Consider the following 14,809-nt stretch of genomic DNA (forward strand, 5'->3'; position numbering starts at 1 on the left):
CGTAAAGCGCAAGATCCGCAGTCTAAGCCGCGCCAAGGCATGCTGCTAGCTATCGAGGTACTTGCCACCGAGCGGGCTCTGGTTCAGCCTGAAGACAATCAAGAGCGTCGGCACCGGATCATACTGGCGCTGGACGACTACCGCGGCGGTGCCGATGCCTGCCGCTGGGAGACTGACATGAAGTACGACACGCTGATCCGCAATGCCCTGGTCATCGACGGCACTAACATCCCGGGTTACCTCGCCGATGTGGCGATTCTGGATGGCCGCATTCAACGCATCGACAGCTTGAATGGCGCCTGTGCCGATGAAGAGATCGAAGCGGGCGGTCGAGTGTTGGCGCCGGGCTTCATCGATGTCCACACCCATGACGATACCGTGGTGATCCGCCAGCCGCAGATGCTGCCCAAGCTCAGCCAGGGCGTGACCACGGTGATCGTCGGCAACTGCGGGATCAGCGCATCCCCGGTGAGTTTGCGCGGCGAGCCACCGGACCCGATGAACCTGCTGGGCACCGCCAGCGCTTTTGTCTACCCGCGCTTTGGCGACTACCGCGCCGCGGTCGAAGCCGCGCACCCAACCCTGAATGTGGCGGCGCTGGTCGGTCACACGGCGCTGCGCAACAACCACATGGACGACCTCTATCGCAGCGCCACGCCTGGTGAAATCAGTGCCATGCGCGAGCAACTGCGCGCGAGTCTGGAGGCGGGCGCGTTGGGTTTATCCACAGGTCTGGCCTACGCCAGTGCCTTTTGCGCCGAGACGGATGAAGTGCTGCAACTGGCCGAAGAGCTGGCGGCATTTGGCGCGGTCTACACCACTCATTTGCGCAGCGAATTCGAGCCGGTGCTGGAGGCAATGGACGAAGCGTTCCTGATCGGCCGTCATGCCAGGGCACCGGTGATCATCTCCCACCTCAAATGCGCCGGTGCCGGCAATTGGGGTCGCAGCCCGCAACTGCTCGCCTCCCTGGAACGCGCCGCGCTGAGCCATCCGGTGGGCTGCGATTGTTATCCCTACGCGGCCAGTTCTTCGACCCTGGACCTCAAACAGGTCACCGACGCCTTTCGCATCACCATCACCTGGTCGACGCCTCATCCCGAGGTGGGTGGCCGCGACCTGATGGACATCGCCGCCGAATGGGGTCTGTCGCTGCTGGACACCGCCCGCCGATTGCAACCGGCGGGCGCGGTGTATTACGGCATGGACGAAACCGATGTGCGGCGCATCCTTTCCCATCCACTGTCGATGATCGGCTCCGACGGCCTGCCGGAAGATCCGTTCCCCCATCCGCGTCTGTGGGGGGCTTTCCCGCGGGTACTGGGGCATTTCAGTCGTGACCTGGGACTGTTCCCACTGCACACCGCCGTACACAAAATGACCGGGCTTTCGGCAGCGCGTTTCGGTCTGCAAGAACGGGGTGAACTTCGCGAAGGGCATTGGGCGGATATGGTGCTGTTCGACCCGCTACGGGTGCGCGACGTGGCCGATTTCAGCGACCCGCAACGGGCGGCTGAAGGCATCGATGGAGTGTGGGTCAATGGCGTATGCAGTTATGCGCAGGGCATAGTCACTGGACGCAGTGACGGGAGATTTCTGGCCCGGGCAGGAGATTTGCGGCGGGGGTTCCATTAAAAGATCGCAGCCTGCGGCAGCTCCTGCAATGACCGTGTATACCCCCGAACTCTGGGTGAACACAAACCCCGTAGGAGCTGCCGCAGGCTGCGATCTTTTGATCCTGCTTGCCGGACCCCATGCTCGTACTAGGTATTCAGCTTGTATAGGATGATCACCTTCAATCAAGGAGCAGCACCATGAGTTTTGGAAAAACCACCCCCATCCTGCGGATTTTCGACGAAGCCAAGGCCCTGGAATTCTACGTCGACTTCCTCGGCTTCACCCTCGACTGGCAGCATCGTTTCGAAGAAAACTTCCCGCTGTACCTGCAGGTATCGCGCGACGCCTGCGTGCTGCATCTGTCCGAACACCACGGCGACAGCTCGCCGGGAGCGGCATTGCGCATCGAGACTGATGAGCTGGAAGCGTTCCACCAGCAATTGTCAGCCAAGGACTATCGCTACGCCAAGCCACAGATCCAGACAATGCCCTGGGGCAGCCAGGACATGACCATCAGTGATCCGTTTGGCAATCGGTTGGTGTTTACCAATGCGATCAGTGTCTGATTGAAGTTGTAGGGTGCCTGCTGGAAAGTCATCGCGAGCCCGCTCCCACAGGTTATGTGTCGATCACACTATGTAGTCCGGCGCAGATTCAGTGTGGGAGCGAGCCTGCTCGCGACAGGACCTTCAATTCACCAATGATTCAACTGCCAAACCCCGATCTACACCTTGCCCCGCCCCACCGCATGCTCGTTATCCAGCGCCTTCTCGATCAACAATAATCCCAGCTCCATCATTTGATGAATCGCCAAGGCAAGATTGCGGTCTTTGCCGTCCAGGTCATAGGCAAGATCCAGCACCAAGGTGCTCGCCGAACAGAAGGTTTCGTAGGCATTGGGCAGCAGGGCATCGGTGTTGATGCCGGGGGCGACGGCAAAGATTGGTAGCGGACGGTCGTCGGCGGGTCGGGAATTGCTGATCGGTGGCTTCAGGTAATGATCGAGGGCACGGTTTGCAGCCTCGTGAAGTTTGTTCGAATCAAGGGATTCGTAGGGGGAAACGTTTGGGGTTTCAGGAAGATTAGGGATGGCTTTGTGCATGGTGGTACTCCAGGTTTGAAGGGAGCTACCAAGTAAAAGCGGGCCGCGACGCCCGGACGCTGATATGCAGCGACCGACGAAGGTTAGCCATGGGCCTAGGTCAACGCAACCTCAAAAACCTGTCGGAAATTTCTGTGTTCCTACGCGAGTTTGATCGCTCCGAAATTCAGGACATGCCGTTGTACGGTGTCCAGGACACAACACATAAGGAGTGTGCTAGGCTCAATCAATGATTTCATTGATTGCACGAGGGAAGCATTCATGGCCAGTATCACTATTCGTAATCTGGACGACCAGATCAAAGAGCAACTGCGTATCGAGGCGGCTCACAATGGCCACTCGATGGAAGAAGAAGCACGTCTGATCCTCGGGCGGGCGTTGGCCCAGGTCAATCGTGCCGGAGGCCTTGCCAGTCGAATTCGCGCTCGATTCAGCGCAAGTGGAGGGGTTGAACTCGACTTGCCTGCTCGTCATGAAAAAGCCACCGCCGTGGATCTCACCGAATGATTGTGCTGGATACCAATGTTCTATCGGAGTTCATGCGCGCTGAACCTGCCACTCAAGTGCTGGCTTGGGTTGATGCACAACCGGCGATGGATCTGGCCATTAGCGCGATCACCGTCGCCGAAATTCTCCACGGTATCGCCCGTCTTCCTGCTGGCAAGCGTAAACAAGGGCTGGAGGCCCAGGCGATGGCGATGTTCGAAGAGGATTTTGCTGGCAAGATCCTGCCCTTCGACGCTCATGGGGCCGTCGAATACGCCATGTTGGTGGCCGGTAGTGAGGCCAACGGGCGCGCAGTCTCCATGGCGGACGCGCAGATTGCGGCGATCTGTCGAGTACATGGAGCATCGATTGCGACGCGCAATGTGCGCGATTTCGAGTTTTCCGGTTTGTCTGTTATCAATCCGTGGGGCGTTTGAACGATCAAAAATCGGCGATCAATGGGTAGCTGAAGCTGGTTCCAGGCGCAGGATGTAGGGCGCTTATTGAATAGTCATCGCGAGCAGGTTATGTGTGGATCACACTATGTGATCCGACGCATATCCAGCGTGGGAGCGAGCCTGCTCGCGATGGGGTCTGTAATTCACCCACTTATTCAACTGCTCACAATGTGATCAATCACACCCGAAAATGACTGACCATCATCTGCAACTGGTTTCCGAGTCGCGCCAGTTCAACACTGGATTTAGCGGTTTCATCGCTGGCGGCGGCGGTCTGTTCGGAGACGTCGCGCACGTTGATGATGCTGCGGCTGATCTCTTCGGCCACGGCGCTTTGTTGCTCGGCGGCGGCAGCGATCTGCTGGTTCATCGACTGGATGTTCGACACCGTGCGGGTGATGTTTTCCAGTGAACTGCCGGCCTTGCGGGTCAGTTCGACGCTACTGGCGGTCAGGCTGCGGCTGTTGTTCATCACCGTGGCCACGTGCTGGGTACCGTTCTGCAAACCGGCGACCAGCCCCTGGATTTCTTCAGTGGATTTCTGCGTGCGCTGGGCCAGGCCGCGGACTTCGTCGGCGACCACCGCGAAACCACGACCGGCTTCACCGGCGCGGGCAGCTTCGATGGCCGCGTTGAGCGCCAGCAGGTTGGTCTGTTCAGCCACGGCTTTGATCACGTCCATGACGCTGCCGATCTTGTCGCTCTCTTGTTGCAGCAAGGTCATGGCGTCGGTGGAACGCGCGACTTCAGTGGCCAGGCGCTCGATCTGGGCGATGGCTTCGGCAACCACCTTGTCACCTTCGCGGGCTTCGCCGTCGGCGGCCGCAGCGGCTTGCGAGGCGTGCTCGGCATTGCGTGCGACTTCCTGCACGGTGGCGGTCATTTCGTGCATGGCAGTGGCCACCTGATCGGTCTCGATCTTCTGGCTGTTGACCCCGGCACTGGTTTGTTCGGTGACGGCCGACAGCTCTTCGGCGGCGCTGGCGATCTGCGTGACGCCGTCACGAATGCCGCTGATCAGCTCGCGCAAGGTTACGCCCATGCGCACGATGCCTTGCTGCAACACGCCGAGTTCGTCGCGACGGGTGACGTGCACGTCGTGAGTCAGGTCGCCGGCGGCGATGCGTTCGACCACGGCCAGGGTCTCGCGCAACGGGCGGGTAATCTGTCGGGTGATGATCACCGCGGCCAGCACGCCAACCAGTAACGCCAGCAGAGTGCTGACCAGTTGCAGGGTGCGTGCCCGAGCGCTTTCGGCGTCGCGACGATCGAGCTGGATCTGGTACAGCGCATCGCTGCTGGCGACGATGGCACCGCCTTGTTCGGTCATTTCCTTGCGCGCCTGAATCGCTTCGCTGTTCGCCGCTTTGTAGTCCAGCAGCGCGCTGCGGTAGCGGGTCAGGGCACCTTCAAGCTGACGCAGGGCGTCTTGCTGGGTGTCGGCAAAATGCTCATTGAGGCCTTTCAGGCTGGCGATGGCGGCGTCCAGTTGGGCGACGGCTTTTTGCTCGGTTTGCGGGTTGCTGGTGGCGGTGTAGCCACGGACCTCATAACGGGCAAGCAGAAACTCTTCCTTGGCCTGGGAGATGGCCCGGAACTGTTCGAAACGCTGGTCGCTCAAGGGCATCTGCTGCACACGAGTGTTGATCGCGCTTATCAGTCCGTTGGCGCTTTCGGCGTTGTCGCCCATGACCTGGCGAGCGGCGTTGCCGGTGCGGTAGGCGTTGCGCATTTTGTTCAGCGATTGCTGGTAGGCACTGATGGTCGCGCTTTGCTCTCTGAGCAGCTTGAGGTTTTCCGGGCTCTTGAAACTACTGAGCAGCGCCTGTTGCTGGGCAACGAAACCATCGAGAGTGGTTTGCACATTCTGCGCGGCGGTTTCGTCGCCGTTGGTCAACATGTACTGCAAGCGGGTGATGCGCAGTTTGGTCAGGCCAGCGTTCAGCTGAGTGATGTCGCTCATCCAGTTACTGCGATCGATCAGCCCGCCAAGGCTGGTCCAGCCAGTCAGGGCGAGAAGGGTGGTGAGCGTCAGTACCAGGCCGAAACCCAGGCCCAGTTTCAGGTTGACGCTGATGTTGCCGAACCAGCTATTCATCGAATTCCTCCAGGAACAGTGCGAGTGTTGGTCGTCAGTGGCTGGAAGGTTGTTGTTTTTGGTAGCCAGCAAGGTTTGTCGTAGGAGGTATCGGCAGCAATCGCGAGAGCTGAAACGGTTTTTGTCCGGTCTCTCAAGCTTTTTTTCACATTCATTTCACGCTGTCCCGACTTCCTGCCCCCTAAAGTTTCGCTCAGCCGTTGAGCGGTGGGTGCCGGTCTATCACCTCAAAAAAACAGACATTCTCAAGAGCACGGTGGTCATCGCTGTGCTGTGCGGTTCATTGCCAGGGGTTGGCCAAGGTGGCGGGTTGGTTGTGGAATCAAGACCCAATCTTATTAGTGTCAGACGTTTACTGGGCCTGAGTGGGGTTGCCAGGTACAGGAATGCGGCCGTCATACTGGTGTCTGCCTTGATTGTTTTGGCGCTGACCCTGTTTCTTCTGAAACCCGCGGCGGTCCCCGATCTGGCCAATGGCAACGCCGCGGTAGTGGCGCGGCTGAAGGCGGATTGGGCCAAGGGCGAAATCATTGTGCTGGTTCGTCACGTCGAGCGTTGTGACCACTCCAGTGCGGCGTGTCTCGGCAGTGCCGACGGTATAACCGAGCGCTCGCGCAGTGTCGCCGCGGCAGTTGGCTCGCAGTTCGAGCGGTTGGGTCTGAGCAAGGCGGATATCTACAACAGTCCGTTGACCCGGGCGGCGCAAACGTCTTTCTACATGTTCAATAAGGTCACTGCGGGCCAGGACTGGTTGATCCGCTGTAAGGGGCGCATGTTGAGTGATGCCCTCAGCCACAAGGTGGCCGGCCGCAACCTCGTTCTGGTGACGCACAGTGAATGCATGTCGCAGCTTGAAAGCGACATGCAGTTGCCTTCGGCCACGCTGGGCTACGGCGCCTCGCTGTTCGTTTCAACCGCGGGAGTGCCTGGAAAGCCACAGATGCTCGGCTTCATTGACGCCAGCGACTGGCATTCAATTCAATCGTTATCAAACAAATAGACAGGCTTGCCTCTTCAATCAGGAAAAAAGATGCTGACTTCTTCTCGCTACCGATTTTATTGGGTGAATTTCGGTATTCCACTGCTCTGCGCTGCCGTGGTGTTTTTGTTGTTTGATCTGACAAAAATAGATATTGCCTTCAGTGATCTTTTTTACGATCCAGCGACGAAATTGTTTCCGTTGAATCACGTTCGCCTGTTCGAACAAGTCACCCATAAATGGGCGCGGATCATTCCGAACTGGACAGGCGAAGCGGCGATTATCGGCGCATTATTGTCGTTTCTCTGGCCGCGGTTGAAGGCCGAGAAACACGCCAGACTCATCGCGTTCCTGGAGAAGGTGCGGATTGCTCCGTTGCTCAGGTTTGCGACCCGGCACCGCCGGGACTGGCTGTTCGTGGTGTTTGCGTTTTCGATCAGTACCGGGGTCATCCATTATCTGAAAGGCCACACCAGTGTGTATTGCCCGGTTGAAACCACCCAGTACGCCGGCAAGATCGAACACAAAGAGTGGTACGAAAATTTCGATCTGCTGAAAGTCGCAGGCCCGGGCCGCTGCTGGCCAGGTGGTCATGCCTCGGGTGGTTTCACCATGCTCGCCCTGTACTTCGTGGCTCGCCGCTATCGCTGGCGCCATTCCAAAGCAATCCTGCATGGCTCGCTGTTGCTCGGCTTTGTCTATGGCACCACCCGGGTGCTGCAGGGCTGGCATTACATGTCCCACACCTTCTGGGCGGGGATCTTCGTCTGGCTCGCCTGCCTGCTGACCGCACTGGCATTTTACGGGCGAGCGCGACTTGAGCTGCCGGTTCTGCAAAGAGGCGAAGAACCGCTGGTGGATGCTCAGCCTCAGTCGATTGGCTGAGATTCAAAACCTGGCAACAGCCCTGACGGGATGACCGTGAGCACCAGGCGCGAGGCAAACCTCGCGCTCAGGTGCAGGGTGTTGCAGGCGATCCTTGGGTGTTGTGCCTGACCTTCGGCCTCACCGCTGTTGGGGTTGACGTCGAAATGCGGGAAGTTGCTGCTGGCGATGTCCAGGCGCAGGCGATGGCCGCGCTTGAACAGGTTGCAGGTGGCAAAAGGTTCGATCACGATCTTCACCCTCTTTCCCGGTGTCAGCAGCTGTGGGGCCTCCCAGGAGTCACGGTAGCGGCAGCGACGGATCCCGTCGGTGATGTTCATTGCATAACCCTGCGGATAGTCGGCGCTGGCCGGATAGACGTCGACCAGTTTGGCAGTGAAGTCGGTGTCCGGCGCGTCGCTCTCGATCCAGAGCTCGATGCGCAGCGGGCCTGCGACCACCAGGTCGTCTTTCAGCGGTTCGGTCTGGAAACTCAATACATCGCTACGCTCTGCCAAGGGGCTGTTATCGCCACGTGTGCCGAAGAAGTCCGGATGCTCGCGTTGGTCAAAGGCTCCGCCAACGAACACCGGGGCGCCGGAAGTCAGCGCGCCGCCAATGGTCGGCACCGGTGATGCAGGATCCACTCGATAGCTCAGATGCGCCTCATCGGCGGTCGGTGGCTTGCTGCTCAGCTGCTGTTGCCGGTCAAGGTACAGCGACAGTTGCTGACTGCCCGGCAACGGCCAGTGCTGACTTTCAAGCCAGCGCCCTCCGTGCTCCAGCCGGCCATTGCGGTCTTTGGCGCCGCTACCGCCACCCATCAAAAATACCTTTACCCCAGCGTGGGTGGACGTCTGCTCCAAGGGGCTTTTGAGTGAGCGTTCGAACCAGTTCAGGCGACAGCTCAGCCAGTTTTCGGCGACCTGCCCATCGAACGCCGCCCGCGGACCGAACTCGACATTGCCGCTGTGGCTGATATTGCGATCACCGTGTAGCCAAGGCCCCATGATCAGCTGCTGCGAGGCCTTGTTGTTGCGGCTGAATGCCGCGTAGTTGGCAAGGGTCGAACTGACATAGGCGTCGTACCAACTGGACATGAACAGCACCGGGATATCCGGTAGTTGGTCATAGTGCCCTTCGGCGTAAATGCCGGGCTTTTGCCAGTAAGGCCCGAAGCTGCCCCGAGCCCATTGTTCGAGCAGGTAGGCTTCGTATTCCGGGACGTGCCGCAATGGCGACTGACCCGCTTGCCAGGGCATGCGGCCAAACCATTGATGAATGTCTTCCTGCTCCAGTGCATGGCGAATCAGTGGATCGGCCAGGGCGGCGGGGCTCTCTTTGGCTTGCCTCCAGGCCCAGGTCGCCTGCTTGAGTTCGAACGCGCCACCTTGGCGGATGCCGCACTGAAAGGCGTTGGCGAAACCGCCGGAGTCCAGGACCATGCTGCTCAATCCGGGAGGATGCAGACAGGCCATCGCCAGTTGTGTATGGGCGGCATAGGACAAGCCCATACTGCCGATCCGGCCGTTGCACCAGGGCTGCTCGATGATCCAGGCCAGGCTGTCGTAACCGTCCTCGCCCTCGGCGGTGTACTTGGTGAACACCCCTTCGGAAGCATAGCGGCCACGACAATCCTGAAATACCGCAACAAACCCCTGGGCAGTGAAGCGCGCTGCCATGTTCTCGCGGGAAAGATGGTGGCCGTCGAGTTGCTTTTCCGAGCGTGAGGGTTTGCTCTTGTCGTAAGGTGTGCGCTCGATGACCACCGGGAATGGGCCCTTGGCATCGACGGGCAGGTAGATATCGGTGGCCAGGTGCACGCCATCGCGCATGGGGATCGGTTGATTGCGCAGAAGCTGCATGGCCGGGAACGCTCTTTCGCACGTTAAAGTCATCTCAAAACCTTATTGAAACCGGCGCCGGACGGCATGGCCGCGGACGCCGTTGAACACTCAGTAACCGGTCGTCACCGCGATGGCCAGCAGGACCATCGCCAGCGCCGTATAGATCAGGAACAGTGGCAGGATGTAGCGCGCCCATTGGCCCCAGCCCACCTGCGCGGTGGCCAGCAACACCAGCAAACCACTGGAGGTCGGGGTGATCATGTTGGTCAAACCGTTGCCCAGCAGGAACGCATAGACGGTGGTCTGTGGGCTGACACCCGACAGCTGGCCGAGCGGCCCGAAGATCGGCATGGTCACTGCCGCCTGACCGGAGGTGGAGGGAATCAACACATCCAGGCCCAACTGAGCGAAGAACATGCCATAGGCAGACACCACCGGCCCGTGGTCACTCACCACACTGGCCAGGCCGTTGACGATAGTGTCCAGAACCTGGCCGGTGCTGAGGATGATTTCCACTGCGGTGGCCAGGCCGATCAGCACACCGGCGATCAGCACCTTTTTCATGCCGTCGACAAACGCACTGGCGGCGACGCTGGCGCCCAGACCGGCGATCAGGGTGAAGGCCACGCTCAACAGCAGGTAGAACGCCGACAGCTCGTGGTATTTCCACTCCCAGCGGTTCGAGGCATAGACCATGAAGGCGATGCCGCTACCCAAGACCAGCAGGTTGATCAGGTGCCGGATCGGCAATGGTTTATGTTCGAAGGTGATTTCCGCGCTGGCGTCGTACCCGTGTTTGCGGATGCTCCACAGCACAAACGCGATGCCCACCAGCAAGAACAGGCCGTACGCGGCGATGCGCATGCTCATGCCGCTGAAGATCGGCAAACCAACCATGGGTTGTGCTACGGACAGGGCCACCGGGTTGGTGATCGATGCCAGGTAGCCGATCTTTACCGAGATGCACACGATGGCCAGGCCGATCAGGTTCGACAGCCCGAGGCGGTTGGCCATGGCAACCATCAACGGCACGATCAGGATGAATTCCTTGGCCAGCCCCATGAAGGTGCTGCCGGCGGAAAACACTAGCATCAGCGTCGGCACCAGCACATAGATATTGCCCCGGGTCAGGCCGAGCAAGCGCTCGAGCCCGGCATCTATCACCCCTGCCTTGTTCAGTACGCCGAACATGCCGCCGATGAACAGCACCATGAAAATCAGCCCGGCGCGCTTTTCGATGCCTTGGGGAATGGCCATGAAGCCTTCCACCAGCGACACCGGCCGGGCAGCCGTATCGCTGGCCTTGCGCGGCTCGATGGAGAACAACTGGCTCAGCGAGTCCTGTTTTTCCAGCACCTGATAGGAACCGGGGATCACCAGGCCATTCTGGCGCTGGAACTTGCCGGAGTTGACCGCATAGGTGAAGGCCACGGCGAGCAGGACGATGCTCAAGAGGATAATCGCGGGGTTGATTTGTTTGCGTTGGTGAAGCTTGCCCGACTCCACCAGAGGGGGGGTGGCGGTCGATTGGCTGATGGTGATCTGTGGTTCAGTCATGGTGCTTGCCCTGGCTGGCGACATGTCGTTGGAGGTCGGGACACAAGGTCCCGAATGAACGGTGCGAGGACGACGCTACGCTGGGTGCGGCGATGGTCCGGCAGTCAAAAGAGGGGCAACGTGGCGCTTTTCAATGAACATGGGAGTGTGGCCCTCGCGGTTATTGTTTTTGGTAGTGGCTCTTGGTGACGCAGACACTAGGGCAAACTTTCGAGGGCGACAACGTTATGCGTGGAGCGGGTTGAGCTATGCGTTTTGTCATGGTTCTCGGGTGGCATGACGCTTAATTTACCTTGTGTACGGCCTCACTCAAACGCTGCTTGAGGTGCTCGGCAAACGCACTCACCACCCTGGAACGCGGTTCGTCACGGCGGAAGGCGAGGCCGAAGGAATAGGGCAGGGCAGGTCGGAAGGGCCGTGTGACAATCGGCAAATGGAGGAAATGGCTGGCCAGCAGACCGTTGACGATCGATACCCCCAGACCCTCAGCGACAAAGCTGCACGCGGCGCCTGCCGAGTGCACTTCGATCCGCACTTGCGGCGTCAGATTGGCCCCGCGAAAGATTTGATTGAGCTCTGCCCGCAACGCTCGCTGGCGCCCCAATAGCACCAGCGGCACATCCCGTAAATGCTGCACCTCTATCACTTCATGGCGAGTCAACGGATGGTCTTCCGGCATCACGCACACGCCTTCGGTTTCCAGCACCGGTTCGATGTCGAAGTCTGGTATTTCCGTAGGCAAGCGCACAAATCCGAGGTCGGCAGATCGGTCGAGCACCGCCCGCTCAATCGTGTCGTAAGAGCCGGTCAGCAGCTCGACAACGATGTCCTCGTGGTCCTTGAGAAACCCGGCAACAATTTTTGGCAGCAGCTCCTGAGTCATGCTGGTCGGTACCCCGACCTTGAGCAGGCTCTTGCGCGAGCGGCCGACCCGAATCTCGTCCGCCAGCCGCTGAATGCGCTGCATGCCATCGACCAGTCCGGCGACTTCGGCGAGCAGCTCTTCGGCTTCGGGGGTGGCCATCAAACGCCCCTTCTTGCGCAGGAACAGGGCAAACCCCAGCGCCTCTTCGAGCTGGCTCAGCAAGCGACTCACCGCGGATTGGGAAAGGCCCATTCGGGTCGCTGCGCCGATGGTCGAGCCGGTGGACATGATGGCTTTGAAGGCTTCGAGTTGTTTGAGGTTCACCCTGGTTTTCCTGTGGGTCACGGGTTTTCGAAAGGTCTTGAAACCTGATTTGCGCATAGCCTGATGCGCTTCTCGCATAACGTTGTCGGCTCTCCGGCGAGCCGTTAGTGTCCGCTCCACAACGACACTGAGTCCAGCGTTCAGCCAAACAACAACGAATCATTTTCCGTTCGCGGGATCATTGCGACTGCCAAATAAAACCGACAATACGGCACTGGGGATTTTTTATGCGTGAGCTTTTCACGAGGGCTAGCTTCGTCTGTGCGGGGCTGTTGGCAAGTCTTTCGCCGGGGCTGATGGCCCAGGGATTTTTCGAGGATGCACAAGGCAAACTGACGCTGCGCAACTACTACTTCAACGACGGTTATCGCGACGGTGGAGCGGACCGCAAGGAGTGGGCCCAGGGGTTTTTGCTCAATCTGCAATCGGGTTATACCGAAGGAACCGTTGGTTTTGGTCTTGATGCCTTGGGGCTGGCCGGGTTGAAGCTGGACTCGAGTCCGACCCACGCCGGCACCGGGCTTTTGCCTGTGCATGGTGACGGGCATGCCGCGAATGAATATTCCAGTCTCGGCGTGACAGCGAAGATGCGTATCGGTGATGCCGTGGTGAAAACCGGTACGCTGCTGCCGAAGATCCCGGTGCTGGTCCACAACGATGGCCGTCTGTTGCCGCAGACCCTGCGCGGCACCCAGATCGAATACTCCGGTGTTTCCAATCTGTACCTGCACGCCGGGCATCTGGACCAGTTCAAGCAACGCAACTCCACCAACAGCGTGGACATCTATCCTCAGGGCTACAACGGCAACAAAGGCAGCGGGTTCGATTTCGCCGGCGCGACTTACAGGTTCACACCCAACCTCAGCGGCACTTGGTACTACGGCGAAATGCGTGAGTTCTACCGCCAGCAGTTCCTTGGACTGGTCCACAAACAACCGCTCGGCCCAGGCAACCTGACCAGCGACTTGCGTTATTTCATCAGCAGCGAAGCAGGGGTGGCACGTAACGGCAAAGTCGACAGCGACATGTTCAGCGGGTTGTTCACCTATCGCCTCGGCGCCCAGGCACTGGGCCTGGGTTACCAGAAAGTCAGCGGTGACACCGCCCTGCCTTACACCAGTGGGGCCACGGTGTACTCGTTCAGTAATGCCGGTGTCGGCAAATTCATCCTGGCCGGTGAGCAGACTTGGATGCTGCGCTACGACTATGATTTCGCCGCCGTGCTGCCCGGCCTGAGCTTCATGACTCGCTACTACAAAGGCGAGAATGGCGATTACAAAGGCCGCGAAGCCCGCGAGTGGGAGTCCGACACCAACCTGCGGTATGTCGTTCAGGACAGCACCCTCAAGGGCCTGGGCGTCGAGTTGCGCAAGGCGACTTACCGCTCGACCTACGCCAGTGACCGCGATAACTATCGGCTGTACCTGACGTATGACATTGCCCTTTGGTAGGCGGTCAGTGAATGCGCGCCTGATCCTGGCGCGGACTGAAAAAAACACCCCGTTGGGGCCCGTTGAGGTGATGTTTTTTTTGCCTGAAGAGGCGTGTATTGAGTTTTGCGCGGGATTTTCGCGTGTAAAGGTCAATGCCCCGTCAATGGCAACCTGACGATGAACTCGCTACCCATACCGTCACCTTCGCTGAGTCCGATCACCGTGCCGCCGTGGGCTTCCACCAGTTCGCGGACCACGGTCAGGCCGATGCCCAAGCCGGCTCCGTTGAAGCCGACGGCGTGCACGTCCTGGACAAAGGGGTCGAAAATAAAGGGCAGGGCCTTTGCCGAAATGCCGATGCCGTTGTCGCAAATACTCATCACCAGAGTGTCGGCTTCGAGCGTTACGGACAGGCTGACGATGCCCCCGGCCGGTGTGTATTTGGCCGCATTCCCCAGGACGTTGCCCAGAATCTGAGTGAGGCGCACCGGGTCGCCGTTCACCGCGAGCATGCCGTCGGGAAGTCGGGCACTGAAATGTAACTGGTGAGCAGTCATCACCGGGCTGCAGACGGCGATGGCTTCGTGGATGATCTGCAGCATGTCCACGACGCGGCGATCGAGGCGCAACTTGCCGGTGCTGGCGCGGGAGACGTCCAGCAGGTCGTCGACCAGCCGTGACATGTGCTGAACCTGGCCTTCGATCAGCGCCTGCATCCGCGGTAACTCTTCGCTCGGCACCCGCACCAGACGCCCGGCGATCATGCTGATGGGTGTCAAGGGATTGCGCAGCTCATGGGCGACCAGGGTGAGAATATTCCGTTGCTGCCCCAGTGCCTGTTCGGCCGAAGCTTGAAGGTTTTGCGCACTCAGCGCAGCGATCACCAGTTGTGCGTTGGCTTCACGCAGCTCCTGATACAGGCGTTGTTGTTCGCAGTGAAGGGGTGTTTGAGCGTCCGATTGCGCCAGGAGTATTGCCAGTACCAGCTGTTGATTGGCCTCGATCAGTTGCTCGACCTGCTGGCTGTCGCCCAGACGATTATTGGCATCGTCCAGCTCTTGCTGCAGCGCGGCCAGTACCGCACGCGCTTCAACGGTTTTTTGGCCAAGCAGGAAGAGTTCGCGCGCGGCACTGGCCATCGCTCCCTCATTCTTGCCATTGGCCTCATTCATGATGCCG

At 59.5% G+C, this 14,809-nt stretch carries 13 protein-coding genes and 1 pseudogene; 7 read left to right on the plus strand and 7 right to left on the minus strand.

Annotated features, from left to right (window positions below):
* The first annotated feature begins 177 nt into the window (after window positions 1-177).
* Together F8N85_RS16540 and F8N85_RS16545 are read left to right on the plus strand one after the other, a co-directional pair.
* Window positions 178-1,635, plus strand: a complete 1,458-nt coding sequence (locus tag F8N85_RS16540) for an N-acyl-D-amino-acid deacylase family protein (protein WP_150804727.1) — start codon at window positions 178-180, stop codon at window positions 1,633-1,635.
* Between the two features lie 179 nt (window positions 1,636-1,814).
* A complete protein-coding gene (locus tag F8N85_RS16545) occupies window positions 1,815-2,183 on the plus strand; it encodes a glyoxalase superfamily protein (RefSeq protein WP_150804635.1) in 369 nt (122 codons plus the stop codon).
* Between the two features lie 158 nt (window positions 2,184-2,341).
* On the opposite strand, the gene F8N85_RS16550 is transcribed toward F8N85_RS16545, so the two are convergent.
* On the minus strand, window positions 2,342-2,719 hold the full coding sequence (locus tag F8N85_RS16550; protein WP_150804636.1) for a DUF6124 family protein: 378 nt from the start codon (window positions 2,717-2,719) through the stop codon (window positions 2,342-2,344).
* 261 nt (window positions 2,720-2,980) lie between these two features.
* Between F8N85_RS16550 and F8N85_RS16555 the strand changes: the two genes are divergently transcribed.
* Both F8N85_RS16555 and F8N85_RS16560 read left to right on the plus strand, forming a co-directional pair.
* Window positions 2,981-3,226, plus strand: coding sequence for a FitA-like ribbon-helix-helix domain-containing protein (locus tag F8N85_RS16555; protein ID WP_150804637.1), 246 nt, complete (start codon window positions 2,981-2,983; stop codon window positions 3,224-3,226).
* On the plus strand, window positions 3,223-3,642 hold the full coding sequence (locus F8N85_RS16560; RefSeq protein ID WP_150804638.1) for a type II toxin-antitoxin system VapC family toxin: 420 nt from the start codon (window positions 3,223-3,225) through the stop codon (window positions 3,640-3,642). Before F8N85_RS16555 ends, F8N85_RS16560 begins: the two co-directional genes overlap by 4 nt.
* Window positions 3,643-3,841: 199 nt before the next feature.
* Here F8N85_RS16560 and F8N85_RS35780 read toward each other — a convergent pair whose 3' ends face one another.
* Entirely contained in the window at window positions 3,842-4,705 is an 864-nt protein-coding gene (locus F8N85_RS35780) for a methyl-accepting chemotaxis protein (protein WP_412072498.1), read from the minus strand.
* A pseudogene (locus F8N85_RS35785) lies at window positions 4,700-5,761 on the minus strand (methyl-accepting chemotaxis protein); the annotation flags it as partial. The pseudogene F8N85_RS35785 and the gene F8N85_RS35780, both read right to left, overlap by 6 nt.
* 316 nt (window positions 5,762-6,077) lie before the next feature.
* On the opposite strand from F8N85_RS35785, the gene F8N85_RS16570 reads away from it, so the two are divergent.
* A complete protein-coding gene (locus tag F8N85_RS16570; RefSeq protein WP_150804728.1) occupies window positions 6,078-6,761 on the plus strand; it encodes a histidine phosphatase family protein in 684 nt (227 codons plus the stop codon).
* Window positions 6,762-6,791: 30 nt separating this feature from the next.
* Complete coding sequence (locus tag F8N85_RS16575; RefSeq protein ID WP_150804640.1) at window positions 6,792-7,625, plus strand: phosphatase PAP2 family protein; 834 nt, start codon at window positions 6,792-6,794, stop codon at window positions 7,623-7,625.
* On the opposite strand, the gene F8N85_RS16580 is transcribed toward F8N85_RS16575, so the two are convergent.
* The 3 genes from F8N85_RS16580 to F8N85_RS16590 all read right to left on the minus strand — a co-directional run bounded on the left by F8N85_RS16580 (window position 7,610) and on the right by F8N85_RS16590 (window position 12,197).
* A complete protein-coding gene (locus F8N85_RS16580; RefSeq protein ID WP_150804641.1) occupies window positions 7,610-9,469 on the minus strand; it encodes a CocE/NonD family hydrolase in 1,860 nt (619 codons plus the stop codon). The two genes, F8N85_RS16575 and F8N85_RS16580, sit on opposite strands and share 16 nt — an antisense overlap.
* 90 nt (window positions 9,470-9,559) lie before the next feature.
* Window positions 9,560-11,008: a YfcC family protein gene (locus F8N85_RS16585; RefSeq protein WP_150804642.1), complete on the minus strand. Its 1,449-nt coding sequence runs from the start codon at window positions 11,006-11,008 to the stop codon at window positions 9,560-9,562.
* A gap of 283 nt (window positions 11,009-11,291) precedes the next feature.
* A complete protein-coding gene (locus F8N85_RS16590) occupies window positions 11,292-12,197 on the minus strand; it encodes a LysR family transcriptional regulator (RefSeq protein WP_150804643.1) in 906 nt (301 codons plus the stop codon).
* A gap of 227 nt (window positions 12,198-12,424) precedes the next feature.
* On the opposite strand from F8N85_RS16590, the gene F8N85_RS16595 reads away from it, so the two are divergent.
* Window positions 12,425-13,648 carry an OprD family porin gene (locus F8N85_RS16595; RefSeq protein WP_150804644.1) on the plus strand — a complete coding sequence of 408 codons (1,224 nt, stop codon included), beginning with the start codon at window positions 12,425-12,427 and terminating at the stop codon, window positions 13,646-13,648.
* Window positions 13,649-13,779: 131 nt separating this feature from the next.
* Here the strand turns inward: F8N85_RS16595 and F8N85_RS16600 are convergent, their stop codons facing one another.
* Window positions 13,780-14,802 carry a sensor histidine kinase gene (locus F8N85_RS16600; RefSeq protein ID WP_150804645.1) on the minus strand — a complete coding sequence of 341 codons (1,023 nt, stop codon included), beginning with the start codon at window positions 14,800-14,802 and terminating at the stop codon, window positions 13,780-13,782.
* Window positions 14,803-14,809 lie beyond the last annotated feature (7 nt).

Origin of the sequence: Pseudomonas fluorescens, from assembly GCF_902497875.1 — a bacterium.
Taxonomy (GTDB): Bacteria; Pseudomonadota; Gammaproteobacteria; order Pseudomonadales; family Pseudomonadaceae; genus Aquipseudomonas; species Aquipseudomonas fluorescens_BR.